Below are 26,307 nucleotides of genomic sequence, written 5' to 3' on the forward strand. Positions count from 1 at the left end.
GCGCATTATAGGGGGCATGCCCATTGGTTCCTAGCGTTGTGCATCGGGTGCCATGCTATAGTTCGCGCCCTCTTTTATATCCCCGATGTGTTGTTCGCCCACCATGACCAAACGTGAAGCTCCAATCTACAAGGTGATTTTCCTCAACCAGGGCCAGGTGTTCGAAATGTACGCCAAGCAGATCTATCAGAGCGATCTGTGGGGTTTCCTGGAGGTGGAAGAGTTCGTCTTTGGCGAGCGCACCCAATTGGTCGTCGACCCGGGCGAAGAGAAACTCAAGGCTCAGTTTGAAGGCGTGGTGCGCAGTTTTGTGCCGATGCATTCGATTGTTCGCATCGATGAAGTCGAGCGCCTGGGCACGCCGAAGATCAGCGAGGCACGGGGCACCAGCAATGTGATGCCGTTTCCGATGCCGATGCCTGAGAAGTAGGGCTTCAGACCGCGTCGCGCCCATCGCAGGCAAGCCAGCTCCCACAGTTGGCCGCATTCCTATGCTGGAACTCGATCGAGTGTGGGAGCTGGCTTGCCTGCGATAGCGATAGAAGGGTCTAGATGAATTCAGGGCAGGGGTGAGAAGGGCGAGCGCCCATCGGCACTCTGCAATTCCTGCAGGTAGTTGCGGAAAATCTGGCCCAGTACCTGGGTGGCCACTTCCAACTCATCGCGCTGCATGTGCTCGGCGACTTCGTCGGCAGTGTCCAGTGCGTCTTCGGCGCCGTTGACCGCGGCCATTTTCAGCACGATGTAGGCCTGGACGTTATTGGCCGGCACGCCTTCGCCTTTGAAGAACATGTTGCCCAGTTCGAATTGCGCCTGGGCGTGGCCCTGCAACGAGGCTTTCTCGAAGTAGCTCAAGGCTTTGTTGAGGTCGCGGGCAGGGTTTTTGCTGTCGTGGAAGTACTCGCCCAACTCGTATTGCGCCTGCGCATCCCCACCATCGGCCTGTTTCTGGCACGCGCTCAGCGCTTCGGCCTGGCTGTCTGGCTGGGTATTGAGGGTGCAACGACCCATCGCTGGGATTAACAACGAGTTGCCGCCTGCTTGTGCATGTGCCAGCAGCGGCTGAAGGAGCAACAGGCAGCCCAGAACCAGGGTGCGGCCGGTGCGTTTCATGGGAATCGACTTACCTCTGACGGGGCACGCGGACCCTCGGGGGATCCAATAAGCGCGCATTATGAAATAAGCAGGCCTCTGCTTACAAAGTCTTTACTCGTTTTTCTGCTGCTTGGGCAAGTTATCTGCCGGATTGCAGGTGATTTCTCGAAAAAACTCGGAAATCTCTGTAAGCAAAGTAGCAAATCAGACACCGTTTGGCCGGTGCCTGATTTTTTCGGCCTTTTATTTCAGTGCGGCGAAGGCGCGTTCGGCGGCGTCGAGGGTCAGTTTCAACTCGGCGTCGCCATGGGCGATCGAGGTGAAGCCGGCTTCGAAAGCGCTTGGTGCCAGGTACACGCCGCCTTCCAGCATCAGGTGGAAGAAGCGTTTGAACAAGTCGGCATCGCTGCCCATCACGTCATCAAAGGTGACAATGTCGTCGGCGCCGCTGAAGTACAGGCCGAACATCCCGCCCGCCTGGGTGGTAACAAACGGGATACCGGCGGCATCGGCACGCTGTTGCAGGCCGTCGAGCAGGCGTGTGGTGTAGTCGGTCAGCTCGGCGTGGAAGCCCGGGCGGCTGATCAGGCGCAGGGTGGTCAGGCCGGCGGCCATGGCCAGCGGGTTACCCGACAAAGTGCCCGCCTGGTACACCGGGCCCAGTGGCGCGATGTGCTGCATGATTTCACGCTTGCCACCGAAGCAGCCCACTGGCATGCCGCCGCCGATGATCTTGCCGAAAGTGCTCAGGTCCGGCGTGACACCGTAGTGCGCCTGGGCGCCACCGAGGGCGACGCGGAAACCGGTCATCACTTCGTCGAAAATCAGTACCACGCCGTGCTTATCGCATTGCTCGCGCAGGCCTTCGAGAAAGCCCGGCGCTGGCGGTACGCAGTTCATGTTGCCCGCTACCGGCTCAACGATGATGCACGCGACGTCCTGGCCGACTTCGCTGAGCATCTGCTCGACGGCGGCGATGTCGTTGAACGGCAGGGTCAGGGTGTGTTTGGCAAACGCGGCCGGTACGCCGGCCGAGCTCGGTACGCCTTGGGTCAGCGCGCCGGAACCGGCCTTGACCAGCAGGCTGTCGGAATGGCCGTGGTAGCAGCCTTCGAACTTGATGATGCTGTCGCGGCCGGTGAAACCACGGGCCAGGCGGATCGCGCTCATGGTGGCTTCGGTGCCCGAGCTGACCATGCGCACCATCTCCATCGACGGCACGATGCTGCATACCAAATCCGCCATTTCTGTTTCCATGGCGGTCGGCGCACCGTAGGAAAGGCCGTGTTCCAGCTGCTTGCGCACCGCGTCCAGCACGTCCGGGTGACTGTGGCCGAGGATCATCGGGCCCCAGGAACCCACGTAGTCCACATAGCGTTTGTCATCTTCGTCGGTGACGTAGGCGCCTTCGGCATGCTTGAAGAACAACGGCGTGCCGCCGACGCTCTTGAACGCACGCACGGGGGAGTTCACACCGCCGGGGATGTGTTTCTGGGCATTGGCAAACAGCGTTTCGGAACGGGACATGATGGGGCTCTCTAAACTGAAATTTTAAGCAGATCGTTGAACGCGCGCGCGCGGCGCGTGACTTCCTGGGTCGTGTCGGCGCCAAACAGGCCGTGCACCACCGCCAGCAGGTCGGCACCGTGGGCCACCAAGGGTTCGGCGTTCTCAAGGGTAATGCCGCCGATCACACAGATCGGCAAATGCAAGCGCGCGCGGGCCTGGGCCAGCATCTCGACGGTGGCGGCGGGGGCGCCTGGCTTGGTATTGGAATTGAAGAAGCGGCCGAAGGCGACATAGCTGGCGCCTTCCTTGGCCGCCTGCTCGGCCAGTTCGATCTGGCTGTGGCAGGTCGAGCCGATGATGGCCTTGGAACCGAGCAGCGCACGGGCCGGGGTCAGTGGGCCGTCGGTCTGGCCCAGGTGCACGCCGACGCCAAGGCGCGCGGCCAATTCAGCGTCGTCGTTGATGATCAACTGGGTCTTGTAGCGCGAGCACAGTTCCCGCAGCTTTTCTGCTTCGCGCAGCCGGCGGGCTTCGTCGTTGCTTTTGTCGCGGTACTGCAGCAGGGTCAGGCCACCGTCCAGCGCCGCTTCGACGTAGGCAAGGAATTTGCCGGCCAACAGTTGGCTGTCGGTAATGGCGTAAAGGCCACGTAGTTTCATCGGGCAGGCCTCTTGGTCTTAAGAGCAGAAATCCAGCGGCAACCGGCGCGGTACAAACTGGCCCTGGCCGAGTTGTTCAGCGTCACGCAGGGTGCGCCAAGTGTAGTTGAGGGCTGATTGCACGGCGCTCACCAGCCCTTCGCCCTGGGCAATCCGACCCGCCAGTGCGCTGGCCAGCGTACAGCCCGAACCGTGATAACTGCCGGGCAGGCGCTGGCAGGTAAAGGTCTGGCGTGTGCCATCGCGGCTGTAGAGGCGGTTGTGCACTTCGTGCTCGTCGCCGTGGCCACCGGTAATCAACAGGTGCTTGATGTAGGGCAGCAGCTTCTCGGCGCATTCGTCTGCGGTGCCCTCAGGCAGCTCGGCGAGGATGCGTGCCTCGGGCAGGTTCGGCGTGGCGATCAGTGACAGCGGCAACAACCGCTCGCGCATCGCATAGCCGACTTCGTCCTTGCCCAGGCTGCCACCGCCGCCGGCACGCAGCACCGGGTCGCACACCACCGGCAGGTGCGGGTGCGCCTGCAGCAGTTCGACCACGGTGTCGACCATCGCGGTGGAACCGAGCATACCCAGCTTGACCGCCGCCACTTCGGAGTCACCGAGCACGGCATTGGCCTGGGCCAGTACCCATTCGCGGTCGAGCACGCGGAAATCGCTGACGTTGACCGTGTTCTGCACGGTCAGGGCGGTGACGGCCGGAGCCGCATGGCAACCCTGGGCGAGCAGGGCTTCGATATCTGCCTGCAAGCCGGCGCCACCACTGGGATCATGGCCGGAGAGACAGAGGACAACAGGGCGAGAGCTGTAGATATTCATGGTGCGCGAGCTTACCACCAAACGCTTTTGGCGGGGCCGTCTGGCGATGGTTGAATTTTGCCGGGTGGGCGACGATTTTTTGGCGCGTGGCTTAACGTCAAAAATCCTCTGTAAGGCCTGTTCTAGAGCCTTTCAAAAAATTATTTCAATGGTGTCCAATAGCCTTTAGTGGCTATGCTAGAGTGGATCCAAACTACTTACTGTATTGCCGGTGTACGTCTTCTCAAAAGGAATGGGGGGCTTTTTGACATAACCGGACAGGCCACGCTGGGGCTCTATGCGCTATTTGCTGATTTTATTGTTGTGCGGGCTGCCGATGCTCGCCAGCGCCATCGAGTTCACTCAGGACACGCGAAGCCTGCCGTTGGGCCGAGCCATGCAAGTGCTCGAAGACCCGACCGATGCCCTGACCATCGCCGATGTCACATCCCCCACCTACGCCGCACAGTTCAAGACTCACGACAAAGCCACCCTCAATGCCGGTTATTCACACTCGGTGTTCTGGCTTAAAGTCGACCTGCATTACCTGGCCAAAGACCCGCGATCCCCGCGCACCTGGTTCCTGGAACTGGCCTACCCGCCGTTGAACCGTCTGGACCTGTACCAGCGCGACACCACCGGCAACTATCGACTCACGGCCCGCACCGGCAGCGCGTTGCCGTTTTCCAGCCGGCAAGTGAGCCAGAGCAATTATTTGTTCAAGCTCAACTTTGTGCCCGACCAACAGCAAACCGTCTACCTGCGCCTCCAGAGCCAAGGCTCGATCCAGGCACCCTTGACGCTCTGGTCCGGCACCGCGTACCTGGAAGAGCAGCCGCTGCGCTTGTACGTGCTGGGAGCGATCTACGGTGTATTGCTGGGGATGTTGATCTACAACCTGTTCATCTACCTGAGCGTGCGTGACACCAGTTACCTGTATTACATCCTTTATATCGCCTCGTTCGGCCTGTACCAGTTGTCGGTCAACGGCGTGGCCGCGGAGTATTTCTGGCCGAACAACCCGTGGTGGACCAACGCCGCGGTGCCGTTCCTGATTGGCTCGGCAGCGCTGTTCGGTAGCCTGTTTGCGCGCAGCTTCCTGCACACCGCCCAGCATAGCCGCTGGATCAATCGTCTGTTGCTTGGGCTGGTGGGCTGCGGCGCCGTGGTGATGCTGCTGGCGCTGATGACCAGTTACGCCTTGGCGTTGCGCCTGGCGACTGGCCTGGCGCTGGTGTTTACCGTGACCATCTTCGTGGCCGCCATCAAGGCCTGGTATTGCGGGCAGCGCATGGCGCGTTACTTCATCATCGCCTGGTCGGCGTTCCTGCTGGGCGGGGTCGTCAACACGATGATGGTGCTGGGCTACTTGCCAAATATGTTCCTGACGATGTACGCCAGCCAGATCGGCTCGGCTATTGAAGTGGCCCTGCTGTCCCTGGCCCTGGCGGACCGCATCAACGGCATGCGCGAGCAACAGGCGCAGATCCTCTTCGACGCCAGCCAGAAGCTCGAAGTACTCAACCAGCAACTGGCCCGCAGCAACCGGCTCAAGGATGAATTCCTCGCCACCCTGACCCACGAACTGCGTACCCCCATGAACGGCGTGATCGGCTCCCTCGAACTGATGCAGACCGTGCCTTTGGATGCGGACCTGGCGCAGTACCAGCAAACCGCCGCCGGCTCGGCGCGGGACATGATGCGCATGGTCAACGGCATCCTCACCCTCACCGAGCTGCAGGCCGGACGCCTGAGCGCCCAGCCCCAGGTGTTCAGCCTGCGCGGCGCACTCGACACGCTGCGCCAGCAGTTCAGCGCCAGCGCCCAGAGCAAAGGCCTGGCGTTTTCCATCGACGTGGCGGACGAACTGCCAGACCGCGTGCAAGGTGACGTCGACAAACTGCTGCAATGCCTGGACTGCCTGCTGGATAACGCGTTCAAATTCACCCACGAAGGTTCGGTTCGCCTGCGTGTGGTCGGCGTGCCCCACAGTGACGGTCGCTTGCGCCTGAGCTTTATCGTCACCGACACGGGTATCGGCTTTGCTTTCCTCGATGAAGCGACCCTGTACCAGCGTTTCTTCCAGCTCGATGGTTCCACCACGCGCGAGTACGGCGGCCTGGGTATCGGCCTGGCCATCTGCCGACAACTGATCGAGTTGCTGGGCGGGCGCCTCACCCATCATTCCGAGCCCCGCAAAGGCAGCCGCTTCCAACTGGAAGTGGAAGTCAGCCCGGTGCCGGCCGAGTCCAAGCCTGCGCCCCATCGGCAACGCGCGCCTCAGGAGTGTGCGGTGCTGTTGGTGGATGACAACAGTGTCGGCCAACTGGTCGTGCGCGGCATGCTGCTCAAACTGGGTTACCGGGTGAAAACCGTGGACAGCGGCGCGAATGCCTTGGCTGCCTTGCAGAGTGGGAATTTCGACGCGGTGCTGTTGGATATTCCCGAAGGTGGGTTTTCGTTGTGCTGCCAGATTCGTGCACTGCCTGGCTGCGGTGAGCTGCCGGTGATCGCCTTGAGTACCTCGCTGAATGTGTCGGAGCGCGAGCATTGTCACGGCGTCGGTGTCTCGGACCGCCTGGCCAAACCGGTGCGTTTCGAGGCACTGCAGGCGGTGTTGGAGCGCCGGTTGCTGGGCCCGGTAGAGGGCGAAAGCGCCGGACATTCGGCGGGTATGCCACTTTTTTAAGCCGTATGACGGTGCTTAACTGAAATTCGGGCCTCAACTGAACGTGGCCTTTTTTCAGGAGGCCCGTCATGAACCTGCATCAGTTTGCCGAAACCCACGACGTCACCAACCAGCCGCCGTCCCTGGATGGCACCAACCTGTACCGTATCGATCTGCCTCTGCAGGAATGGTCGCGCCGCTTTGGCGCCGGCTGGGCGCAGGAACGCATCGATGCCTACGGTGCACTGGCCGGCGGGCCGTTGATGGAAGCCGGGTTCCTGGCAAACCAGAACAAACCCGTGTTCAGCAGCCATGACCGCTATGGCCATCGCATCGACCTGGTGGAGTTTCACCCGGCTTACCACGAACTGATGCGCGCTGCCGTCGAACATGGCCTGCCCTCGCTGCCCTGGGCGCACCCGCAGCCTGGTGCCCATGTGGCCCGCGCCGCCATGACTTACTTGCACAGCCAGGCCGAAGCCGGCACCGGATGCCCGCTGACCATGACCTTCGCCTGCGTGCCCGCCCTGCGTTTGCAGCCGGACCTGGCTGACACCTGGCTGCCGAAAATCCTCAACACCCAATATGACCCACGCAACGTCGGCATCGCCCACAAGGCCGGCGCTACGATCGGCATGGCCATGACCGAGAAGCAGGGCGGCACCGACGTGCGCGCCAACACCACCCGCGCCTATCCGGTGGGCGCCGGCGGCCCGGGCCAGGCGTATGAGCTGGTGGGCCACAAGTGGTTCTGCTCGGCGCCGATGTGCGATGCGTTCCTGACCCTGGCCCAGACTGACAAAGGCCTCACCTGTTTCCTGCTGCCCCGGCACCGCCCGGATGACACGCGCAACGAGTTCTATATCCAGCGCCTGAAAAACAAGCTCGGCAACTGCTCCAATGCCTCCAGCGAAGTGGAGTTTCGTGGCGCCCTGGCCTGGATGATCGGCGAAGAAGGCCGTGGTGTGCCGACCATCATCGAGATGGTCGCCATGACCCGCTTCGATTGCATGGTCGGCTCCAGCGCGCTGATGCGTCAGGCGCTGACCCAGGCTAGCCATCATTGTGCCCATCGTTCCGTGGGTGGCCGCGTGCTCAGTGAGCAACCGCTGATGCAAAACGTGCTGGCTGACCTGGCACTGGAAAGCGAATCCGCGCTGGCCCTGAGCCTGCGCATGGGCCGGGCGCTGGATCATCTGGGGGATGAGCAGGAAGCCAAGTTCGCCCGGCTGGTGACGGCGGTGGGCAAGTATTGGATCTGCAAGCGCGCCCCGGCGATGATCAACGAGGCCGCCGAGTGCATGGGCGGTGCCGGGTATGTCGAGGACAGCATCCTGCCGCGTCTGTACCGTGAGGCACCGGTGAACTCGACGTGGGAAGGTTCGGGCAACGTGCAGTGCCTGGACGTGCTGCGGGCGCTGTCCAAAGAGCCGGGTGTGTTGGAGGCACTGTTTGTCGAATTGGGCGATGGGCATGGCGACCGTCTGCTGGCGCGGCATATCGAGCAACTGAAGTCGGCATTTATGGACACCCAGGACATCCAATACCGCGCGCGGCAGCTCACCGAAGACATCGCCGTGGCGTTGCAGGCCAAGTTGCTACTGGAGGCGGGGAATGAGGCGGTGAGCGATGGGTTTATCGCCAGCCGGTTGGGCGACGCGTCCGGTCGGGTGTATGGCACCCTGCCGCGTGGCGTGGACGTGGCGGCGATTGTCGCCAGGTCCACACCTTGTTGATTGCATTCAAAGTTTGCGTCTGACGGGGATACAGGCAAGATAAAGGCCTGCACGTCAGAACACAGGATGCTTACCGTGACCGAAGCTTTTGTTGTCGTTCAAACCGCTGAAGAAGCCGTGGACCGGCTGGCGGCCCTGCATGAGCGTGCCACGGGCGCGCTCAATCAAGCCCTCAAGCAATACCTCAAAGACCGCGTCGAGCCCGACGCCGAACAACGTGCGCTGTTTCGCTACCCGGAACTGCGCCTGACCTACCACTGCCACGGCGAAGTCCCACAGACTACCCGGGCATATGCCAAGGTCCAGTTGCCGGGGACCTACAGCGTCACCGTCACCCATCCTGCGGCGTTCCGTAAATACCTGCTGGAGCAGTTGGTGCCGCTGATGCACGATTTCACCGTGACGGTGGAAGTCGGTGTGAGCCAGCAAAACATCCCGTACCCCTACGTGGTGGAGCAGGGCGATGAACTGGCCGGTTCGGGTGTAACTGCCGCGACCCTGGCCCGTGTGTTCCCCAGCACCGACCTGTCGGCGGCCACCGACGGCATCGCCGATGGCCTCTACGACTGGGAAAACACCGACCCGCTGCCCCTGGCGCTGTTCGATGCGGCGCGCGTGGACTTTTCCCTGCGTCGCCTGGTGCACTACACCGGCAGCGACTGGCGCCATGTGCAGCCGTGGATCCTGCTGACCAACTACCACCGCTATGTTGACCAGTTCATCCTGCATGGCCTGGAACAACTGCGCAGCGACCCGCGCTTTATCCGCATGGTGTTGCCGGGCAACGTGGTGATCGACAAGAGCATGGACCACGGCGAGGCCTCGGCGATTGCCGCTGGCGTGGTGTGGCACCGCTACCAGATGCCGGCCTATCACCTGCAGGCCACCGATGGCCACGGCGTGACCCTGGTGAACATCGGTGTTGGCCCATCCAATGCCAAGAACATCACCGACCACCTGGCCGTGCTGCGTCCGCATTGCTGGCTGATGATCGGTCACTGCGGCGGCCTGCGCCAATCCCAGACCATCGGCGATTACGTACTGGCGCACGCCTATATGCGTCGCGACGGGATTCTCGACCGCGTCGTGCCGCCGAACATCCCGATCCCCGCCCTGGCCGAAGTGCAGTTGGCCTTGCAGCAAGCGGCGGCCAACGTCACCGGCGAAAAAGGCGAAGAGCTGAAAAAGCGCCTGCGCACCGGCACCGTGCTGACCTATGACGACCGCAACTGGGAACTGCGCTGGGCCCAGGAACGCCCGCTGATCAACCTGTCCCGCGCGGTGGCCGTGGATATGGAAAGCGGCACCATCGCCGCCCAGGGGTATCGTCTGCGGGTGCCGTACGGCACTTTGCTGTGTGTGTCGGACAAACCGCTGCACAGCGAAATCAAGCTGCCAGGCTCCGCCAACGCGTTCTATGAGCGTGCGGTGAGCCAGCACTTGAAGATCGGCATCGAAGCGGTGGATTTGCTGCGCACCGAACTCAACTCGCTGCACTCGCGCAAACTGCGCAGCTTCGACGAGCCGCCGTTCCGCTAAGCGGTTGGGATGGTCATTTAACGGTCAGGCCACTAGCATTGTCGGTCCTGACCGTTAGATGTTCCTTTGCCATGTCCCGTCCCACCCGTCCCGATTCGCGCCGCCCTGGTGTGAAACCCCCGTATTCCGCTGCGCGGCGTGTCGCCAAGGCACCGCCTGCCGAGCCGAAGCTGATCCTGTTCAATAAACCATTCGACGTACTGACCCAGTTCAGCGACGAAGGCGGGCGTGCGACGCTCAAGGATTTCATCGACATCCCCGGCATTTACCCGGCGGGCCGCCTGGACCGTGACAGCGAAGGCCTGTTGCTGCTGACCAATGACGGCCAGCTGCAGGCGCGGATTGCCGACCCCAAGCACAAGCTGGCGAAAACCTACTGGGTGCAGGTCGAAGGCGAGCCGACCGAAGAGCAGCTGCAACGCTTGCGCGAGGGCGTGGAGCTTAACGACGGCAAGACCTTGCCCGCCGAAGCGCGGCCGTTGGATGAGCCCGAGTTGTGGCCGCGCAACCCGCCTGTGCGGTTTCGCAAAAGCGTCCCGACGCACTGGCTGGAGCTGGTCATTCGTGAAGGGCGCAACCGCCAGGTACGGCGCATGACCGCCGCCGTGGGGTTGCCCACGTTGCGGCTGGTGCGCGTGCGGATTGGCGATTGGACAATCGATGGCCTGGATCAAGGCCAGTGGAAGGAAGTGCCGGCGCGCTTATAACGCGCCGGACTCGATCAGGCCGATCACCACGCTCTTGATGATGAACGCGGCCACGCCCAGGCCCAGCACGAAGAACAGGATGAACGAGCCAAAGCGCCCGGCCTTGGACTTCTTTGCCAGGTCCCAGACGATAAAGCCCATGAAAATGATCAGGACAGTGACCAGGCCGGTCATCATCCATTCTTCAAAGAGGGCGGGGTCGATGTTGTTCATGGCGAATTTTCCGACAAAGGCAGGCGGGCAGTATAAGGCAGCGTCTGAGGCGCAACATTGACCTGAGTCGGCGCGGTCAATGTGGGAGCTGGCTTGCCTGCGATAGCATCACCTCGGTTTGCTGACACACCGAGTTGCCTGCATCGCAGGCAAGCCAGCTCCCACATTGTTGAGTGGTGATCTCAGGTTCTTAGGTGAGTCAGCGGCAACTCGGTGCTGTTGAGTACCTGGTTCAACACAAAGCTGGAACGCACGCTGGTCACGCCTTCAATGCGGGTCAGGTGACCCAGCAGCAGTTTCTGGTAGTGATCCATGTCTGGCACCACCACTTTCAACTGATAGTCAGCATCCATCCCCGTCACCAGGCTGCATTCCAGCACTTGGGGCAGGGTGCGGATGGCCGCTTCGAAGTTCTCGAAACGCTCGGGGGTGTGGCGGTCCATGCCGATCAGCACATAGGCCGTGAGGCTCAGGCCGAGCATCTTGCGGTCGAGCAAGGCGACCTGGCGCGCGATGTAACCGTCGTCTTCCAACTGCTTGACGCGGCGCGAGCACGGCGATGGCGACAAGCCGATGCGTTCGGCCAACTCTTGGTTGGAGATCCTCGCGTCGCGCTGCAATTCCGCCAAAATACTCAGGTCGTATCGGTCAAGCTTGCTCATTGGGTTGGCCTTTGTCGTAACTATTGCGGTGAATTATCCATGAAGGGTTAAAAATTGCGCAAGCACTGTTTATTGACGCAATCTTCGCAATCATCTGTCGGGCGCTGGCGGGTATCTTTATCAACAGAATCACCGCCTGGACAACAGTCCACTTGCAGCGAGCCCAATCAGGCCCGCAGCGGCCGCCACCCCAGCAGGGTTGAGCCGGCCTCCAGGCTGCACACTGTCCACAAGACGGCGTGAGGTGAGCCAACGTCAAAAGCGTTGAGCCAGGACGAAGTTCTCAAGGGGTGGCCGACGGGTCACCCCTTTTCTTTTGCCTGCTGATAACCTGTGCGAGAACCGGGCCTCGCTTTTCCAGTCTCATGGACAGGCCCTAATCCGCAGTGAGGAATAGCATGAAGCGCATCTGGCGTTTGGCAGGTGTAGGTTTGCTGATGGTCACCGTTGGCGCCCAGGCAGTGGCCGACGAGCGTGAAAATGCGCCGCGCGGTGAAGGCGGTGGTCAGCATGAACGAGGGCCGGAGGGCGGACGGCCAGGGGGAAGTGAACAGCCCCGCCCGCAGAACAACCCACCGCGTCCGCAGAATAACCAGCCAAGGCCGGAAAACAATCAGCCGCGCCCACAGAACCAACACTTCGATCGCGGAGGCCAGAACGGGGGTGGCCAATGGCAGGGGCGTCCCCAGGGTAATGAGCAGGGGCGACCGGTGCAGCCACCGCAACCACAGCCGTCTAACAACCTGCCGATCCAGAGTCGCCCCGACACCGTGCGCCAGACCCAGGAACCGCGCCAGGGCTATTACCGTGACATCCCGCGACGCAACGACGGCAACCAGCATTGGGAAGCCGGCGGCCCAGGCTCTCGGCCCGGTAACAATGGCGGCGGGTTCAACAATGGCCATCCCGGCGACAACCGCTGGCCAGGCCGCCCCGACGGCCATGGCAATGGTTGGGGCCCGGGCCCGCAACATCGTCCGGGTTACGTGATCGACCGTTTCCCCGACCGCAATTACCGCGTGCCTTACCGTGGCCAGGATTACTTCTACTCCGGCGGCTACTGGTACCGTCCGCAAGGGCCGCGCTACGTGGTGGTGACGCCGCCGTACGGCATCCGCGTGCATTACCTGCCGGACTACGCGCGTGAAGTGTGGATAGGCAGTGCGCTGTTCTTCCTCGCGGCGGGCTCCTACTACACCTACGAAAGCAGCTCCCAGCAGTACGTGGTGGTGCAACCGCCGGCCGCCGTACCGGCACCGCAGCCCGCGCCGCAAGGCAATGGCTATGACGTGGTGGCGTATCCCGCCAACGGCCAGTCACCGGCCCAGGTGCAGCAGGACGGCTACGACTGTTATCGCTGGGCTGTGCAGCAAAGCGGTTTCGACCCGCAGCAAGTCACCTACGCCCCCGACCCGGCGGTGGTGCAAACCTACCGTCAGGCTCAGGGCAACTGCCTGAGCAGTCGCGGTTATCAGGTGCAGTACTAGGTTTTGTTGCCTGTGACCACTTCCCGCGGGTCGGCGTGCACCAGCACTTCGGCGCGCGGGTAGGCCTTGTGGATGGCATCGGCGGCCTGGTCGCTGATGCCGTGGGCCACTGACAGCGTCAATTCCCCTGGCAATTCCAAATGCAGCTGCACAAACCAGTGGCTGCCGGAAATCCGCGTGCGCAAATCATGCGCACCCAACACCCCCGGTACACCACGCGCCAGCTCCAGCATGTGCTGGCTGACGTCTGGCGGCAGCTCTTCATCCATCAACACCGCAAAGCTTTCCCGGGCGATCTGGATCGCGCTCCACAAAATGTAGGCGGCGATACCCAGGCCGAACCAGGCGTCGACTTGGTGAAAGCCTATGCCCGCCAGCACCAGCGCCACGAGGATGCTGCCGTTGAGCATCAAGTCCGAGCGGTAGTGCAGTGAATCGGCGCGCACGGCATTGGAGCCGGTTTCGCGGATCACCCGGTGTTGCAGCATCAACAAGGCCACGGTCAACACCAGGGAAAAGATGATCACGCTGATGCTCAACCACGGCGCGCCCACCGGTTCCGGATGTTGCAGGCGCTCGTAGGCCTGGAGCGCGATCAACACCGCACTGCCGCCGATGAACAGCGCCTGGGCCATGCCCGACAGCGACTCCGCCTTGCCATGTCCATAGCGGTGATCGTCATCGGCGGGGCGCAGGGCGTAATGCACGGCGACGAGGTTCAGCAGTGAAGTCACGCCGTCCAGCAGGGAGTCGGTCAAGCCGGCGAGCATGCTCACCGAGCCACTGAACCACCAGGCGATGGCTTTGGTGACAATCAGCACACAGGCCACGCCCACCGACGCGCGGGTGGCCAGGCGCAAGAGCCTGGCGTGTTCGGGGCTGCTGGTCATAGGCGGGTCGAATCCTTAAGCGGCGGGTTGCAGGCCCAGGGTGGCGAGTTGTTGCACGCTGCCTTTGAACTGGATCATGCGCGGGTCGTCGAGCGGCAGGCTGCGGCCGGTTTCTTTCAGGATGATGCTTTGCAGCTTGGCATTGTCGACCTGGCCGTCGGCGCCGATGGCTTCGTGGAGTTTTTGCGGGTCGACCTGGGCGGTCTTGCCCGGCTCGAAGTAGATCGCGCCGGTGGCGAAGTCCACGCCGAAGGCAATCAGGCCGGGGATGACGTAGAACAGCAGGCCGATGGCATCGAGCACAGCGATGGTCGGGTCGATCTTGCCGTCGATCTGGCCACGGCGGTCCGGGTAGAAGATCGAACCGCAGGCCGTCAGTTGGCTCAGCAGGGTGACGGCGAGGACACCGCCAATGACACGGGAAGCGATACGCATAACATTCTCCTGAACACGATTTAAAGAGGACTATAAGCCAGATCAGCTGAACAACGCCGGTCCAACGTGGGAGCTGGCTTGCCTGCGAAAGCGATGGAGCAGCCAGCAGTGCATTGGCTGACACGCCGCTATCGCAGGCAAGCCAGCTCCCACCCTTGATTGCATTCACAATTGATGTGGGTGGCGTTTCTGAGACCATCGTCGGCACTTGGCAGTTCGCCGTTATACTCGCCGCTCTGCTTTGGAGCCAGTATGAATTCGTTGCCGATTGATGAAGTTTTACCCGCCCTGCGTGACGCCTTGGCGATTCGCCATGAAGCCGTTCTGGAAGCGCCCCCCGGCGCCGGTAAAACCACCCGTGTGCCCTTGGCGTTGTTGAACGAGCCATGGCTGGCCGGGCAGACCATCCTGATGCTCGAACCGCGCCGTCTGGCAGCCCGGGCAGCGGCCGAACGCTTGGCCAGTGAGTTGGGCGAGAAGGTCGGAGAAACCGTCGGCTATCGCATTCGCCTCGACAGCAAAGTCGGCCCCAACACCCGTATCGAAGTGGTCACCGAAGGCATCCTCACCCGCCGTCTGCAAGACGACCCGGCGCTGGACGGCGTGGGCTTGCTGATCTTCGACGAGTTCCACGAACGCAGCCTCGACGCCGACCTGGCGCTGGCCCTGAGCCTGAACGGCCGCGAGCTGTTTCGCGATGAGCAGCCGCTGAAAATCCTGCTGATGTCCGCCACCCTCGAAGGCGAGCGCCTGGCCAGCCTGCTGGATGACGCGCCGATCCTGCGCAGCGAAGGGCGCATGTTTCCGGTGCAGATGCGCTGGGGCCGGCCTTACCAGCCCGGTGAATTCATCGAGCCGCGTGTGGTGCAAACCATCCTTGAGGCCCTGCATGACGAAACCGGCAGCGTGCTGGTGTTCTTGCCGGGGCAGGCGGAGATTCGCCGGGTCAACCAGCAATTGGCCGAGGCCTTGGGCGATCGCAGTGATGTGCTGCTGTGCCCGCTGCATGGCGAGCTGGACCTTGCCGCCCAGCGCGCCGCCATCGACCCGGCGCCCGCAGGTACACGCAAAGTGGTGCTGGCGACCAACATCGCCGAGACCAGTCTTACTATCAACGGCGTGCGCGTAGTGATCGACGCCGGGTTGGCGCGGGTGCCGCGTTTCGACCCGGGCAGCGGCATGACCCGTCTCGACACCCAACGCATTTCCCGCGCCAGTGCCACTCAGCGCGCCGGCCGGGCAGGGCGGCTGGAGCCAGGCGTTTGCTATCGCTTGTGGTCCGAGGACCAGCATGAAGGCCTGGCCGCCTACGGCAGTGCGGAAATCCTTGCGGCCGACCTGGCCGGCTTGGCGCTGCAGTTGGCGCGCTGGGGCGTTACGCCCACGCAGCTGGTGTGGCTGGACGTGCCGCCCACCGCCGCGTATGCCCAAGCCCAGGATCTGCTCGTGCGCCTCGGCGCATTGGACGACGACAAACTGACCGCCCACGGGCAGAAAATGGCCGAACTGCCGGCCCATCCGCGTATCGCGCACCTGCTGTTGCGCGGGCAGGACCTGGGGTTGGCTGCCACCGCCTGCGATGTCGCGGCCCTGCTGGGCGAGCGCGATATCCTGCGCGGCGGCGGCGCGGATTTGCACAGTCGCCTGGCGCTGTTGTCCGGCGAAGCACGCGCGCGTGGCGCCCAAGGCGGGGTGCAGCGGGCCAAGCAACTGGCGCGACAGTATCGCGGCTACTTGAGAGGCCAGGCCACGCAACCGGTGGCCGACCCCGACCACTCGCGCTGGCTCGGCGCCTTGCTCGCCCTGGCTTACCCGGACCGTGTCGCTCAACAGCGTCGCGCCGGCGGCGCTGAATACCGCCTGGCCAACGGCCGCGCGGCGCTGTTCGCCGAAGCCGACAGCCTGATGAAACAGCCTTGGTTGGTCATCGCCGATCTGGGCAGCCGCCAGGGCCAGCGTGAGGAACGCATCTACCTGGCGGCGGACTTTGATCCGGCGCTGTTCGACACGGTGCTCGCCGAACAAGTGCGCAACGTCGACCAGCTGGATTGGGACGAACGCGAAGGCGTACTGCGCGCCGAGCGCCAGCGCAAAGTCGGCGAGCTGGTACTGAGCCGCGAACCCCTGACCGGCCTGGACGAGTCCGCGCGCAGCCAGGCGCTGGTCAACCTGGTGCGCCGCAAAGGCCTCGAGCTACTGCCGTGGACGCCCGAGCTGCGCCAATGGCAGGCGCGGGTCATGCTGCTGCGGCACCTCGACGCCGGCAAAACCAGCGAGTGGCCCGATATCAGCGACAAGGCGTTGCTCGCCAGCCTTGAACATTGGCTGATGCCTTACCTGGGCAAAGTCTCGCGCTTGAGCCATTTCGCCAACCTGGACATTTCCAGCTTCCTGCACAACCTGCTGCCCTGGCCGCTGCCCCAGCGCCTGGACGAACTGGCGCCACAGCATGTGAAAGTGCCCTCGGGCTCGTCGGTGCGCCTGGACTACAGCGAACAGCCGCCGATCTTGGCGGTGCGCCTGCAAGAACTGTTCGGGCTGGCCGACACCCCGCGCATTGCCGGCGGGCGCCAGGTGGTGAAGCTGCACCTGCTGTCCCCGGCACGCCGGCCGGTGCAAGTGACCCAGGACCTGGCGAACTTCTGGCGCAGTACCTACGCCGAAGTAAAAAAGGATTTGAAAGGGCGATACCCCAAGCATTACTGGCCGGATGACCCGCTGGTGGCCGAGGCAACCGCGCGAATCAAACCGCGTAAATAATCAGCGCCCACAGGATGTGCCTTTATTCATTACGCGGCATCACAAATGATGTTCCCGCCGCCGCATTTATCCGCCCAAGGCAACATTCTAAAGTTTCCACACTTGCCGCCTCATCATGTCGATGAGGGACGAAGTGGAGACTTTTCCATGCCTTTCATCAGCGTCCGTATTACCCGTGATGGCGTCACCCAGGAGCAGAAAGCCCAGGTCATCGCCGAAATAACCAACACCATGCAAACCGTGCTCAATAAGGACCCGCACCTTACTCACATCGTCATCGAAGAGGTGGATACGGATAACTGGGGCTACGCGGGAATCACCACCACCGAGTACCGAAAAAGAGTCGAATAAACGCGCACAGCCCGTGCTCCCATGGCAGGGATTATTGTGCGGCGGGCAGCAGGAACCGAGCGATCACCGGCAGGTGGTTGGAAATGCGCAACGTGTCCTCCTGCCGCACTTTCGCCTCCACCCGCTTGATTCGCGGGCTGTAGAACAGGTAATCGAGCGTGCGGTCCGGCCCGTCGACGCTCGGGTCGTTGGGGAAGTGGGTCAGCCACTTCTCACGGTCAATCCCGCTGGATTGGCTGTTGCTCGGGATCATCGGGTATTTGTCCCACAGCAAATGCAGCTCGCTGTCCGGCGAATATTGCCCACGCTTGCCGGCGTCCAGCCGCAGGAATTGGCCCAGGGGCAGCAGGTTGAAGTCGCCGCCGATCAGCCAGGGTGTGCCGCGCCCTTCAAATTTATCCAGCAGCTTGACCGTGGTTTGTACCTGCTCCTGCACCGCGCTGCGCCCAGGGGCGTCACCGTCCAGGCGGGTGTTGAGCACGGCCAGTTGGCCACCGTCACTCAGCGGCAGGTAGGTCAACAGCAAGGCCGGCTTGGGTTGGAACTGGCGGCTGATGAAGTTCGCCTCGGGGGCCGGCAATTGCAGGCGTTCGGCGTGTTCGATCTGGTAACGGCTGAGGGTCGCCAATTTACGGCCGACGCTGCCGAAGATATGCCGGTCGGGCACGAAGTCGGCTTTCCAGTCGAAGGCCTGGGCACTGCAGGGGTAGAGGTCGACCAGGCGCTCTTGCAACAGGGCAAGCTGGTCTTGGTAATGGGAGGGCTTGGCGTTTTCGTCGAGTTCCTGCAGCAGCAGGATGTCGGGTTGTTCGTCACGGATCACCCGCGCCACTTCGTCGAGGCTGGCGGCCATGTCTTCCACGGTCGGGCGGTCGTCCGGGCCACTGCCGTCGGCGGTGTCGTACCAGAACACGTAGTTCTTGCCGGCGAGGTACTGCACGTTCCAGGTCATGACCTTGAGCGCCTGCCCGGGCAGCAGCGTGGGCGCACGGGGCGCGACACAACTCACCGGCAGGGTTTCCTTCGCCTCGGGGCGCCAGGTCAGGCTGTAGATCAGGGCGGCGAGCAGGCCTGCAATGATCAGCAGGCCCAGCAGGGTTATGCGCAATAAACGGGTCATCGGCTCGGCTTATAGCGTTTCAGGAGTGGCACGGAGCATATCACCGCGCGTCGGCATCGCCACCGATCAGCATGAATAACCGGAACAGCACCACGCTGGTAAACAGTTGCAGGAAGCTGTGGGCACTGTCCAGAAACAGGCCCAGCAGCGGCGCAGGCGTGGGGTAGGCCGCAACGCTGGCGCCCTTGAGCAGCCACAGTGGCGTCATCACGCACAGCAGGCACACCAGGATCAGCCAGAAATGCCCACGGCTCAGGCGGAAGCTTTCCTTCATCGCCTCCAGCGCCGGCATGCCGCGCAGCACCAGCAGGTACTCGGCAAAGGCCAGCACCACCATCAGCCACAGGCCCGGCAGGAAATACAGCGACAGCCCCAGCAGGATCAGCAGCGTGCTCATGGCCGTCAGCAGGGCGAAGCGCGGCCACAGGGTCAGGGCCATGGCCCATACATCCTTGGTCGTCGGTGACTCGCCACGGGTGCGGGCATCCAGAAACAGGATCAACGCGCCGGTGTACAGCGGGTACACCAGCAACCCCACCACCACGCTGTAGCCAGGGAATGCATCCGGGCCCACCACGTGGTTGAGCACCTGTTGCAGCAGGGCCTCGAAAATCACCAACGGCAGACACAGCTGGACGATAGCGCCCAGGTTGCGTTGGGTGAAACGGAAGGAGTCGCGCAGCACGTCTAACGGATTCATCGAGTTCATCGCAGGCCTGAAAGCAAGGGCAACACTTTAACCGATCATCACGGGCGGTAAGCAAACGTAAACCTTGAGTAAAGACCATTGAAACAACTCGTAACACCCCCATAACTAGAGCGGCGCCTGATCACAGGCGAGACCACGATTTCTACCGGCAATCTAACGAGGTCGCCATGAACAGCGAAGAGCAAACCCTGATCGATGGACTGTTTTCACGGTTGCAACAAGCCGAAACGGACTCAGCCCCCCGCGACGCCCAGGCCGAAGCGCGGATCAAGGAGCACATGACGCGCCAACCGGCAGCCGGGTACTACATGACCCAGTCGATCCTGGTGCAAGAGCACGCGCTCAAAAGCCTCGACGCGCTAAACAAGGAGCAGGCGCAGCAGATCCAGCAGTTGCAGGATGAGCTGCAGCGGGCGAAATCCGCGCCAGCCGCTCCGGCGAGCAGCGGTGGGTTCTTGTCGAGCATCTTTGGCGGTGGTTCCCGCGACCCCCAACCTGCGCAGAGCGCCCCGGCGTCTTCCGGTGGCGGCTGGCGTGAACCGGGGCGGCCTGGGTTCAGCCAGCCTGCGCCGCAGCAGAACTACGGCGCGCCCCAGCAGAACTACCAACAGCCGCAACAAGCGCCGGCAGCCCCGATAGGTAGCGGTTTCCTCGGCGGCGCGATGAAAACCGCAGCCGGCGTGGCCGGTGGTGTGTTGCTGGCCGAAGGCATCAGCAGCCTGTTCCATCACAACCAGCAACCGCAGGTGGTCGAGGAAATCATCGAACAGCCGGCGCCCGCCAGTGACCAGGGCGGCTGGGGCGGCGATGACCAGAAGTACGCCGGCAATGACAGCTGGGGCAGTGACAACTCGGACAGCTTCACCGACAGCGATTATTCCGACGATTCTTCTTCCTTCGGCGACGACGATTCCTTCGTCTGACCCACCTCGGCCGGGGCGCTTCGTCGCCCCGGTCTGATTTTTCCCGGAAACCTTCTCGCGGCTGGCATACTGGCACCCTTTCCGGGCCCTGGCGCCTGGCTGTCATGAGGAAGTGCGGTGAAGAAAATTGCAGTGTTCGCCGATGTTCAAAACCTCTACTACACCGTTCGCCAGGCCTATGGCTGCCACTTCAACTACGCCGCGTTGTGGGCTGATATCAGCGCGCGCGGGCAGATCGTCGAGGCGTACGCGTATGCCATCGACCGTGGCGACAGCAAACAGCAGCAATTCCAGCAGATCCTGCGCAACCTGGGTTTCACGGTAAAACTCAAGCCCTACATCCAGCGCAGCGACGGCTCGGCCAAGGGCGACTGGGACGTGGGTATCACCATCGACATCATGGACGCCGCCGACCACGTCGACGAAATCGTGCTGGCCTCTGGCGACGGTGATTTCGACATGTTGCTCGACCGGGTTATCCACAAGCATGGCGTCGAGGCCGTGGCCTATGGCGTACCGGGGCTGACGGCCAATTCATTGATACGCGCCGCCAGTCGCTACGTGCCGATTGAAGGCGCGTTGTTGCTCAAATAAATGCTAAGACGGAGTTGGAACAGGTTTGGAACGTATAGCGGTCATCGACTTTGAAACCACCGGCATCACCCCGAGCAGCCATTGCCGGGCCACTGAAATCGCGGTGGTCATCCTCGAACGTGGCCAGATTGTGGACCGCTACCAGAGCCTGATGAACGCCGGCGTGCGCGTGCCGGGTTTTATCGAGCAACTCACCGGCATCAGCAACGCCATGCTGCGCAGCGCGCCGCCGGCCGAGCGAGTGATGAACGAGGTCAACGAGTTCGTCGGCACCACGCCACTGATGGCGCACAACGCCGCGTTCGACCAGAAGTTCTGGGACTACGAACTGGGCCTGATCCGCCGTACCCGCCTGCAAAAATTCGCCTGCTCCCTGCTTCTTGCACGCCGCCTCATGCCGGCTGCGCCCAACCACAAGCTCGGCACCCTCAACACCTACGCGCAACTGCCCCACACCGGCAAGGCTCACCGAGCGATGGCCGATGCGGAAATGGCAGCTAACCTCACAGCCCACCTGGCCCAGGAACTGCGCCGCACCCACGGCTTGCGCGAACTGTCCCATGAGTTGCTGTGCACCTTGCAGAAAGTGCCGGCGGCGAAGATCAATGAGCACCTGAAGAAGCATCGCGGGTTCTGACCTCGCCACAATCTCCTGTGGGCCCGGTCTTCTCTGTGGTGAGCGGGCTTCTGTGGTGAGCGGGCTTGCCCCGCGCTGGGCTGCGGAGCAGCCCCGAAACCTGACACTCCGTGCTAACTGAAAGAACGCGGCGCCCTTAATTGGGGCTGCTTCGCAGCCCAGCGCGGGGCAAGCCCGCTCACCACAAAGCTAGTGTGGCTGCACACACTGCAACGCCCGATCCACCACGCCCTTCGCCATCCCCACCAAATGCATCACCGCCCGCTGCTGCGCCTTCATCGCCTCACTCGGCGCTTGCGCCGTCTCCACCGCGCAATGCAGCAAATCGGCCGCATGGGCGAGGGCGTCTTCGAAGCTCAGGTTGTCGTTCAGAATGAAATGGGGCGCATCCGGGGCGCAGGCTTTGATGCAACTGACGTCATCGCAGGCAAGCCAGCTCCCACCGTTGGAATGCATTTCAACGGTGGGAGCTGGCTTGCCTGCGATGGCTACGGTTCAGCCACCATTTTTCCCATTGCCCTCCAACTGCCCCAACGGTACCCGCCGCTCTATCGCACTCGACAAAATAATCGAGGTCTTGCTGAACCCGAACTTGGCCACCCGGTTGATCAGGTTCTCCAACTCCGGCATCGACCCCACGGCTGCCTGCATGATCACGCACGGGTCGCCGGTCACCCGATGGCACTCTGTCAGCTCGGGAATTTCCGCCAACGCGTCATACACCTTCTGGCTGCCATGATTGGTCAGCCGCAGTTCAATCACGCACTGGATCGGCAACCCCACTTTGGACAGGTCCACCTTGGCCTGATACCCAGTGATCACGCCGCTGGCCTCCAGCTTGGCCACGCGCTCGGCCACGGCGGGGGCGGAGAGGTTTACCGTGCGCGCCAGTTGCGCGTAGGACGCGCGGCCGTCTTCGAGCAGGGCGCTGAGGAGCATGCGGTCGTATTTGTCCATGAGAAGGCTCCGGTTGCGCGTGGCTTTCGAAAACACGGTTTATAGCCTTCACAACCATGCTTTGAAAAGTGTATTGGCGTTTTAAACAGGTTTTGTAACTTATGTTTAACGACCTGTCTTTTTAGAATAAGCCTCCCATCTCCTGCCATAGAGCCGCCCAATGCCTGGCCCACGTCGCTTTCCCTTACCGTTGATCGCCGCCTTTTTTGCGCTGTATGTGATCTGGGGTTCCACCTATCTGGTGATTCGCATCGGCGTGGAGTACTGGCCGCCGTTGTTGCTGGCGGGGATTCGGTTTTGCACGGCGGGGGCGTTGATGTATGGCTTCCTGCGCTGGCGTGGGGTGCCGGCACCGACGTGGCCGCAGTGGAAAGCAGCCGGGATGATTGGTCTTTTGCTGCTCACCGTGGGCAATGGCGGTGTCAGCGTGGCGGAACACATGGGGGTGTCGTCCGGCGTGGCGGCGCTGGCCGTGGCGACGGTGCCGTTGTTCACCTTGCTGTGTGGGTATTTCTGGGGCGCGCGCAACACTCGCTTGGAGTGGGCGGGGGTGATTCTGGGGATCATCGGCATCGCCATGCTCAATATGGGCAGCACGTTGCAGTCGAGCCCGATGGGTGCTGTGTTGCTGTTGGTGGCGGCTGCTTCCTGGGCGTTTGGTTCGGTGTGGAGCCGGCAATTGCCGTTGCCCCAGGGCGCCATGGCCAGTGCTGCGGAGATGCTGGTCGCCGGTGTGGCGCTGTTGTTCGTCAGCGCGCTTTCCGGTGAACGCCTGCAGGCCACGCCGCCGCTGGAAGGCTGGCTGGCCCTGGCCTATCTGACGGTGTTTGGCTCGATCATAGCCTTCAACGCCTATATGTACCTGCTCAAGCACGTGCGCCCGGCGGCGGCGACCAGCTATGCCTACGTCAACCCGGCGGTCGCGGTGTTGCTGGGGATCGTGTTCATCGGCGAGACCATCGGCCTGGAAGAGGCGTTGGCCATGCTGGTGATCATCAGCGCCGTGCTGTTGATCAGCCTGCCCCAGTGGCGCAAGCCCAAGCCGGAAATAAGGTAAACTGCGGCGCATTACGCCCTTGCGCTGAATTTTTCCTACGGTAAACACATGACTTTCGCCACCCTTGGCCTGATCGAACCCTTGCTGCGCGCCCTTGAGACGCTTGGCTACCAGACCCCGACGCCGGTGCAGGCGCAAGCCATACCGGCAGTGCTGGCCGGTCGCGACCTGATGGCTGCGGCCCAGACCGGCACCGGCAAGACCGCCGGTTTTGCCTTGCCGCTGCTGCAGCTGCTGACGATGGAAGGGCCGAAAGTCGCCGCCAACTCAGCGCGCGCGCTGATTCTGTGCCCGACCCGCGAGCTGGCCGAGCAGGTTCACGCCAGCGTTGCCGAGTACGCGCAACACCTGCCGCTGACCACTTACGCGGTGTACGGCGGCGTGAGCATCAACCCGCAGATGATGAAACTGCGCAAGGGCGTCGACATTCTGGTCGCCACGCCTGGCCGCCTGATCGACCTGTTCCGCCAGAACGCGCTGAAACTCAACCAGCTGCAAACCCTGGTGCTGGACGAAGCCGACCGCATGCTCGACCTGGGCTTCTCCGAAGAGCTGGCGAACATTTATCGCATGCTGCCGAAAAAGCGCCAGACGCTGCTGTTCTCCGCGACCTTCTCCGATGACATACGCCTGCTGGCGGGGCAGATGCTCAACGACCCGCTGAGCATCGAAGTCAGCCCGCGCAACGTCGCTGCCAACACCGTGAAGCAATGGGTGGTGCCGGTGGACAAGAAGCGCAAGCCGGAGCTGTTTGTGCACTTGATGCGCAAAGGCCGCTGGAAGCAGGTGCTGGTGTTCGCCAAGACCCGTAACGGCGTGGACGCGCTGGTGGATAAGTTGCAGGGCCTGGGCATCAATGCCGACGGCATCCATGGCGACAAGCCGCAGGCCACGCGCCAGCGTGCGCTGGACCGCTTCAAATCCAGCGAAGTGCAGATCCTGGTCGCCACCGACGTGGCGGCCCGTGGCCTGGATATCGAAGACCTGCCGCTGGTGGTCAACTTCGACCTGCCGATCGTGGCCGAAGACTACATCCACCGCATCGGCCGTACCGGGCGTGCGGGTAACACCGGGGAAGCGATTTCCCTGGTGTGTGCCGATGAAGTCAACATGCTGTCGGCCATCGAAATGCTGACGCGCCAGACCTTGACCCGCAAGATGGAGCCGGACTTCGAGCCGGAGCATCGTGTGCCGGACACCGATGCCAGCGGGCAGGTGGTGAAGAAACCGAAAAAACCGAAGAAGCCTAAAGCGTCGGGTGGGGGCGGTAAGCGCAACCTGGGCAAGTGGGTGGACAGCGGCGACGTCGCGCCGGCTGAGCCGTCGATCAAGCCGGTGCGCAAGGTGCCGGTGTTCAATACCGGGCCGCGTAAGAAGAAGTAAGTTTTTCAGCGCTGCTGATGGCCTCTTCGCAGGCAAGCCAGCTCCCACCTTTGACCGAGTTCCAACATTGGAATGCAGTCAAAGGTGGGAGCGGGCTTGCCCGCGAAGGCGGCTCGGAATTCACCGCAAATCTCAGCGGTGAAGCCACTCCAACATCCCCCGCCCAGCCGCTCTGCCACTGGCAAAACACCCGGTCAACAGATACCCGCCCGTTGGCGCTTCCCAGTCCAGCATCTCCCCCGCACAGAACACCCCCGGCAATGGCTTGAGCATCAATCGCTCATCCAGCGCCTCGAACGGCACGCCGCCCGCGGTGCTGATCGCCTCATCCATTGGCCGGGTCTTTACCAGCGTCAATGGCAGCGCCTTGATGTCCACCGCCAATTGCGCCGGATCGGTGAAGTGCGCGGCAGGCGTCAACTCACGCAGCAGCGCGGCCTTCACGCCGTCCAACCCCAGCTGACTGTGCAGATGCTTGCTCATCGAGCGAGAGCCACGGGGTTTTGCCAAGGCTGCCTGGACTTTGTCCAATGGCTTGCTCGGCAACAGGTCGATATGCACGGTGGCTGAACCATCGCGGTTGATCGCTTCCCGGATCGGCGCCGACAGCGCGTAGATCAAGCTGCCCTCGATCCCCGTCGCGGTGACCACGCATTCGCCCAGGCGAGGCTTGTCATCCCCCAGCCCGATGGCGACGTTTTTCAACGGCGCGCCGGCGAACTTGCTGACCATCAGCTCGCTCCAGGCCGACACCTCGAAGCCACAGTTGCTCGGTTGCAGCGGGGCGTAGGGTACGCCGCGATCTTCCAGCAACTTGAGCCACGCACCGTCGGAACCCAGGCGCGACCAACTGCCGCCACCGAGGGCCAGCAGCACGGCATCGCTGTGGACCGTTTTTTCGCCGTCGGGGCTGTGGATAAGTAGGTCGCCCTCGGCATTCCAGCCCAGCCAGCGATGACGGGTGTGGATAACCACGCCCTGGTCACGCAGGCGCTTGAGCCAGGCGCGCAGCAGCGGGGCGGCTTTCATATCCGTAGGAAATACCCGGCCCGAGGTGCCGACAAAGGTCTCGATCCCCAAACCGTGGATCCATTCACACAACGCCTCGGCCCCAAATGCGCGCAACAATGGCGCCATGTGCGGCGCACGTTCGGCGTAGCGCGACAGAAACGCGGGGTAGTCCTCGGAGTGGGTGATGTTCATGCCGCCCACGCCGGCCAGCAGAAACTTGCGCCCCACCGAGGGCATGCCGTCGTACAGGTCCACCCGCACGCCCGCCTGGCTCAGGACTTCGGCGGCCATCAGCCCGGCAGGGCCGCCGCCGATAATGGCAACGTGGGAAGGAGCAGTAGCGGACATCGGCAGGCCTGGTCAAAAACAAAGGGCGCCCATTGTAAGCAATGCGCGCCCCGTGCCGTTAG

General features: G+C 62.7%; 26 protein-coding genes. 13 read left to right on the forward strand and 13 right to left on the reverse strand.

Annotated elements, in window-relative coordinates:
• Positions 1 to 103: 103 nt before the first annotated feature.
• On the forward strand, positions 104 to 430 hold the full coding sequence (locus CWC48_RS14535) for a DUF1820 family protein (protein ID WP_003194436.1): 327 nt from the start codon (positions 104 to 106) through the stop codon (positions 428 to 430).
• 128 nt (positions 431 to 558) lie between these two features.
• Here the strand turns inward: CWC48_RS14535 and CWC48_RS14540 are convergent, their stop codons facing one another.
• The 4 genes from CWC48_RS14540 to CWC48_RS14555 all read right to left on the reverse strand — a co-directional run bounded on the left by CWC48_RS14540 (position 559) and on the right by CWC48_RS14555 (position 4,079).
• Positions 559 to 1,113: a tetratricopeptide repeat protein gene (locus CWC48_RS14540; protein WP_010206766.1), complete on the reverse strand. Its 555-nt coding sequence runs from the start codon at positions 1,111 to 1,113 to the stop codon at positions 559 to 561.
• 225 nt (positions 1,114 to 1,338) lie between these two features.
• Positions 1,339 to 2,622 carry a glutamate-1-semialdehyde 2,1-aminomutase gene (gene hemL, locus CWC48_RS14545; RefSeq protein WP_078050318.1) on the reverse strand — a complete coding sequence of 428 codons (1,284 nt, stop codon included), beginning with the start codon at positions 2,620 to 2,622 and terminating at the stop codon, positions 1,339 to 1,341.
• A gap of 11 nt (positions 2,623 to 2,633) precedes the next feature.
• On the reverse strand, positions 2,634 to 3,263 hold the full coding sequence (gene thiE, locus CWC48_RS14550; RefSeq protein WP_078050317.1) for a thiamine phosphate synthase: 630 nt from the start codon (positions 3,261 to 3,263) through the stop codon (positions 2,634 to 2,636).
• An 18-nt stretch (positions 3,264 to 3,281) separates the two neighbouring features.
• Entirely contained in the window at positions 3,282 to 4,079 is a 798-nt protein-coding gene (locus tag CWC48_RS14555; RefSeq protein ID WP_049711392.1) for a hydroxymethylpyrimidine/phosphomethylpyrimidine kinase, read from the reverse strand.
• Between the two features lie 277 nt (positions 4,080 to 4,356).
• Here CWC48_RS14555 and CWC48_RS14560 point away from each other — a divergent pair, with 277 nt between their 5' ends.
• The 4 genes from CWC48_RS14560 to CWC48_RS14575 all read left to right on the forward strand — a co-directional run bounded on the left by CWC48_RS14560 (position 4,357) and on the right by CWC48_RS14575 (position 10,708).
• The gene (locus tag CWC48_RS14560) at positions 4,357 to 6,747 is read left to right on the forward strand and encodes a hybrid sensor histidine kinase/response regulator (RefSeq protein WP_100492094.1); all 2,391 of its coding nucleotides are present in this window, start codon (positions 4,357 to 4,359) and stop codon (positions 6,745 to 6,747) included.
• 68 nt (positions 6,748 to 6,815) lie between these two features.
• Positions 6,816 to 8,462: an acyl-CoA dehydrogenase family protein gene (locus CWC48_RS14565; RefSeq protein ID WP_100492096.1), complete on the forward strand. Its 1,647-nt coding sequence runs from the start codon at positions 6,816 to 6,818 to the stop codon at positions 8,460 to 8,462.
• A 66-nt stretch (positions 8,463 to 8,528) separates the two neighbouring features.
• Positions 8,529 to 10,001: an AMP nucleosidase gene (gene amn, locus CWC48_RS14570; RefSeq protein ID WP_161630243.1), complete on the forward strand. Its 1,473-nt coding sequence runs from the start codon at positions 8,529 to 8,531 to the stop codon at positions 9,999 to 10,001.
• A 71-nt stretch (positions 10,002 to 10,072) separates the two neighbouring features.
• A complete protein-coding gene (locus tag CWC48_RS14575) occupies positions 10,073 to 10,708 on the forward strand; it encodes a pseudouridine synthase (RefSeq protein WP_078050314.1) in 636 nt (211 codons plus the stop codon).
• On the opposite strand, the gene CWC48_RS14580 is transcribed toward CWC48_RS14575, so the two are convergent.
• Both CWC48_RS14580 and CWC48_RS14585 read right to left on the reverse strand, forming a co-directional pair.
• Positions 10,703 to 10,912, reverse strand: coding sequence for a DUF2788 domain-containing protein (locus tag CWC48_RS14580; protein ID WP_032884769.1), 210 nt, complete (start codon positions 10,910 to 10,912; stop codon positions 10,703 to 10,705). The genes CWC48_RS14575 and CWC48_RS14580 overlap by 6 nt on opposite strands.
• Positions 10,913 to 11,103: 191 nt before the next feature.
• Positions 11,104 to 11,583 carry an Lrp/AsnC family transcriptional regulator gene (locus tag CWC48_RS14585; RefSeq protein ID WP_003194418.1) on the reverse strand — a complete coding sequence of 160 codons (480 nt, stop codon included), beginning with the start codon at positions 11,581 to 11,583 and terminating at the stop codon, positions 11,104 to 11,106.
• A 398-nt stretch (positions 11,584 to 11,981) separates the two neighbouring features.
• Here CWC48_RS14585 and CWC48_RS14590 point away from each other — a divergent pair, with 398 nt between their 5' ends.
• Positions 11,982 to 13,070: a DUF6515 family protein gene (locus CWC48_RS14590; RefSeq protein ID WP_099491064.1), complete on the forward strand. Its 1,089-nt coding sequence runs from the start codon at positions 11,982 to 11,984 to the stop codon at positions 13,068 to 13,070.
• Here CWC48_RS14590 and CWC48_RS14595 read toward each other — a convergent pair.
• Both CWC48_RS14595 and CWC48_RS14600 read right to left on the reverse strand, forming a co-directional pair.
• Positions 13,067 to 13,960, reverse strand: coding sequence for a cation diffusion facilitator family transporter (locus CWC48_RS14595; RefSeq protein ID WP_100492097.1), 894 nt, complete (start codon positions 13,958 to 13,960; stop codon positions 13,067 to 13,069). The two genes, CWC48_RS14590 and CWC48_RS14595, sit on opposite strands and share 4 nt — an antisense overlap.
• Positions 13,961 to 13,975: 15 nt before the next feature.
• Positions 13,976 to 14,395, reverse strand: coding sequence for a polyribonucleotide nucleotidyltransferase (locus CWC48_RS14600; protein ID WP_078050311.1), 420 nt, complete (start codon positions 14,393 to 14,395; stop codon positions 13,976 to 13,978).
• 252 nt (positions 14,396 to 14,647) lie between these two features.
• Between CWC48_RS14600 and hrpB the strand changes: the two genes are divergently transcribed.
• A complete protein-coding gene (hrpB, locus tag CWC48_RS14605; RefSeq protein ID WP_078050310.1) occupies positions 14,648 to 17,155 on the forward strand; it encodes an ATP-dependent helicase HrpB in 2,508 nt (835 codons plus the stop codon).
• A 147-nt stretch (positions 17,156 to 17,302) separates the two neighbouring features.
• Positions 17,303 to 17,506, forward strand: coding sequence for a 4-oxalocrotonate tautomerase family protein (locus CWC48_RS14610; RefSeq protein ID WP_078050309.1), 204 nt, complete (start codon positions 17,303 to 17,305; stop codon positions 17,504 to 17,506).
• A gap of 31 nt (positions 17,507 to 17,537) precedes the next feature.
• Here CWC48_RS14610 and CWC48_RS14615 read toward each other — a convergent pair whose 3' ends face one another.
• On the reverse strand, positions 17,538 to 18,626 hold the full coding sequence (locus CWC48_RS14615) for an endonuclease/exonuclease/phosphatase family protein (protein ID WP_078050308.1): 1,089 nt from the start codon (positions 18,624 to 18,626) through the stop codon (positions 17,538 to 17,540).
• A gap of 40 nt (positions 18,627 to 18,666) precedes the next feature.
• Positions 18,667 to 19,326 carry a YciC family protein gene (locus CWC48_RS14620; protein ID WP_078050307.1) on the reverse strand — a complete coding sequence of 220 codons (660 nt, stop codon included), beginning with the start codon at positions 19,324 to 19,326 and terminating at the stop codon, positions 18,667 to 18,669.
• Between the two features lie 176 nt (positions 19,327 to 19,502).
• Here CWC48_RS14620 and CWC48_RS14625 point away from each other — a divergent pair, with 176 nt between their 5' ends.
• From CWC48_RS14625 to CWC48_RS14635, 3 genes are all read left to right on the forward strand, one after another.
• Entirely contained in the window at positions 19,503 to 20,258 is a 756-nt protein-coding gene (locus CWC48_RS14625; protein WP_025858211.1) for a DUF2076 domain-containing protein, read from the forward strand.
• Positions 20,259 to 20,375: 117 nt separating this feature from the next.
• The gene (locus tag CWC48_RS14630; RefSeq protein WP_057024475.1) at positions 20,376 to 20,852 is read left to right on the forward strand and encodes an NYN domain-containing protein; all 477 of its coding nucleotides are present in this window, start codon (positions 20,376 to 20,378) and stop codon (positions 20,850 to 20,852) included.
• A gap of 25 nt (positions 20,853 to 20,877) precedes the next feature.
• Positions 20,878 to 21,489: a PolC-type DNA polymerase III gene (locus CWC48_RS14635; RefSeq protein WP_078050305.1), complete on the forward strand. Its 612-nt coding sequence runs from the start codon at positions 20,878 to 20,880 to the stop codon at positions 21,487 to 21,489.
• Between the two features lie 189 nt (positions 21,490 to 21,678).
• Here CWC48_RS14635 and CWC48_RS14640 read toward each other — a convergent pair whose 3' ends face one another.
• Both CWC48_RS14640 and CWC48_RS14645 read right to left on the reverse strand, forming a co-directional pair.
• Positions 21,679 to 21,945 carry a DUF3077 domain-containing protein gene (locus CWC48_RS14640; protein ID WP_256581659.1) on the reverse strand — a complete coding sequence of 89 codons (267 nt, stop codon included), beginning with the start codon at positions 21,943 to 21,945 and terminating at the stop codon, positions 21,679 to 21,681.
• A gap of 39 nt (positions 21,946 to 21,984) precedes the next feature.
• Complete coding sequence (locus tag CWC48_RS14645; RefSeq protein ID WP_078050303.1) at positions 21,985 to 22,446, reverse strand: Lrp/AsnC family transcriptional regulator; 462 nt, start codon at positions 22,444 to 22,446, stop codon at positions 21,985 to 21,987.
• 160 nt (positions 22,447 to 22,606) lie between these two features.
• On the opposite strand from CWC48_RS14645, the gene yedA reads away from it, so the two are divergent.
• Positions 22,607 to 23,503: a drug/metabolite exporter YedA gene (gene yedA, locus CWC48_RS14650; RefSeq protein ID WP_078050302.1), complete on the forward strand. Its 897-nt coding sequence runs from the start codon at positions 22,607 to 22,609 to the stop codon at positions 23,501 to 23,503.
• Between the two features lie 48 nt (positions 23,504 to 23,551).
• Positions 23,552 to 24,886, forward strand: coding sequence for a DEAD/DEAH box helicase (locus tag CWC48_RS14655; protein ID WP_100492099.1), 1,335 nt, complete (start codon positions 23,552 to 23,554; stop codon positions 24,884 to 24,886).
• 132 nt (positions 24,887 to 25,018) lie between these two features.
• Here the strand turns inward: CWC48_RS14655 and CWC48_RS14660 are convergent, their stop codons facing one another.
• Entirely contained in the window at positions 25,019 to 26,245 is a 1,227-nt protein-coding gene (locus CWC48_RS14660) for a TIGR03862 family flavoprotein (protein WP_100492100.1), read from the reverse strand.
• Positions 26,246 to 26,307 lie beyond the last annotated feature (62 nt).

Source organism: Pseudomonas sp. S10E 269, from assembly GCF_002798465.1.
GTDB lineage: Bacteria > Pseudomonadota > Gammaproteobacteria > Pseudomonadales > Pseudomonadaceae > Aquipseudomonas > Aquipseudomonas pergaminensis.

Excerpts from the sequence above, each read along its gene's own strand:
- CWC48_RS14575 (WP_078050314.1), top strand. The coding sequence starts at position 10,073 with ATGTCCCGTCCCACCCGTCCCGATTCGCGCCGCCCTGGTGTGAAACCC.
- CWC48_RS14565 (WP_100492096.1), top strand. The coding sequence starts at position 6,816 with ATGAACCTGCATCAGTTTGCCGAAACCCACGACGTCACCAACCAGCCG.
- CWC48_RS14560 (WP_100492094.1), top strand. The coding sequence starts at position 4,357 with ATGCGCTATTTGCTGATTTTATTGTTGTGCGGGCTGCCGATGCTCGCC.
- amn (WP_161630243.1), top strand. The coding sequence starts at position 8,529 with ATGCTTACCGTGACCGAAGCTTTTGTTGTCGTTCAAACCGCTGAAGAA.
- CWC48_RS14555 (WP_049711392.1), bottom strand. The coding sequence starts at position 4,079 with ATGAATATCTACAGCTCTCGCCCTGTTGTCCTCTGTCTCTCCGGCCAT.
- hrpB (WP_078050310.1), top strand. The coding sequence starts at position 14,648 with ATGAATTCGTTGCCGATTGATGAAGTTTTACCCGCCCTGCGTGACGCC.
- CWC48_RS14585 (WP_003194418.1), bottom strand. The coding sequence starts at position 11,583 with ATGAGCAAGCTTGACCGATACGACCTGAGTATTTTGGCGGAATTGCAG.
- thiE (WP_078050317.1), bottom strand. The coding sequence starts at position 3,263 with ATGAAACTACGTGGCCTTTACGCCATTACCGACAGCCAACTGTTGGCC.
- CWC48_RS14625 (WP_025858211.1), top strand. The coding sequence starts at position 19,503 with ATGAACAGCGAAGAGCAAACCCTGATCGATGGACTGTTTTCACGGTTG.
- CWC48_RS14655 (WP_100492099.1), top strand. The coding sequence starts at position 23,552 with ATGACTTTCGCCACCCTTGGCCTGATCGAACCCTTGCTGCGCGCCCTT.
- yedA (WP_078050302.1), top strand. The coding sequence starts at position 22,607 with ATGCCTGGCCCACGTCGCTTTCCCTTACCGTTGATCGCCGCCTTTTTT.
- CWC48_RS14660 (WP_100492100.1), bottom strand. The coding sequence starts at position 26,245 with ATGTCCGCTACTGCTCCTTCCCACGTTGCCATTATCGGCGGCGGCCCT.
- CWC48_RS14595 (WP_100492097.1), bottom strand. The coding sequence starts at position 13,960 with ATGACCAGCAGCCCCGAACACGCCAGGCTCTTGCGCCTGGCCACCCGC.
- CWC48_RS14620 (WP_078050307.1), bottom strand. The coding sequence starts at position 19,326 with ATGAATCCGTTAGACGTGCTGCGCGACTCCTTCCGTTTCACCCAACGC.
- CWC48_RS14535 (WP_003194436.1), top strand. The coding sequence starts at position 104 with ATGACCAAACGTGAAGCTCCAATCTACAAGGTGATTTTCCTCAACCAG.
- CWC48_RS14640 (WP_256581659.1), bottom strand. The coding sequence starts at position 21,945 with ATGCATTCCAACGGTGGGAGCTGGCTTGCCTGCGATGACGTCAGTTGC.
- CWC48_RS14615 (WP_078050308.1), bottom strand. The coding sequence starts at position 18,626 with ATGACCCGTTTATTGCGCATAACCCTGCTGGGCCTGCTGATCATTGCA.
- CWC48_RS14610 (WP_078050309.1), top strand. The coding sequence starts at position 17,303 with ATGCCTTTCATCAGCGTCCGTATTACCCGTGATGGCGTCACCCAGGAG.
- CWC48_RS14590 (WP_099491064.1), top strand. The coding sequence starts at position 11,982 with ATGAAGCGCATCTGGCGTTTGGCAGGTGTAGGTTTGCTGATGGTCACC.
- CWC48_RS14645 (WP_078050303.1), bottom strand. The coding sequence starts at position 22,446 with ATGGACAAATACGACCGCATGCTCCTCAGCGCCCTGCTCGAAGACGGC.
- hemL (WP_078050318.1), bottom strand. The coding sequence starts at position 2,622 with ATGTCCCGTTCCGAAACGCTGTTTGCCAATGCCCAGAAACACATCCCC.
- CWC48_RS14600 (WP_078050311.1), bottom strand. The coding sequence starts at position 14,395 with ATGCGTATCGCTTCCCGTGTCATTGGCGGTGTCCTCGCCGTCACCCTG.
- CWC48_RS14540 (WP_010206766.1), bottom strand. The coding sequence starts at position 1,113 with ATGAAACGCACCGGCCGCACCCTGGTTCTGGGCTGCCTGTTGCTCCTT.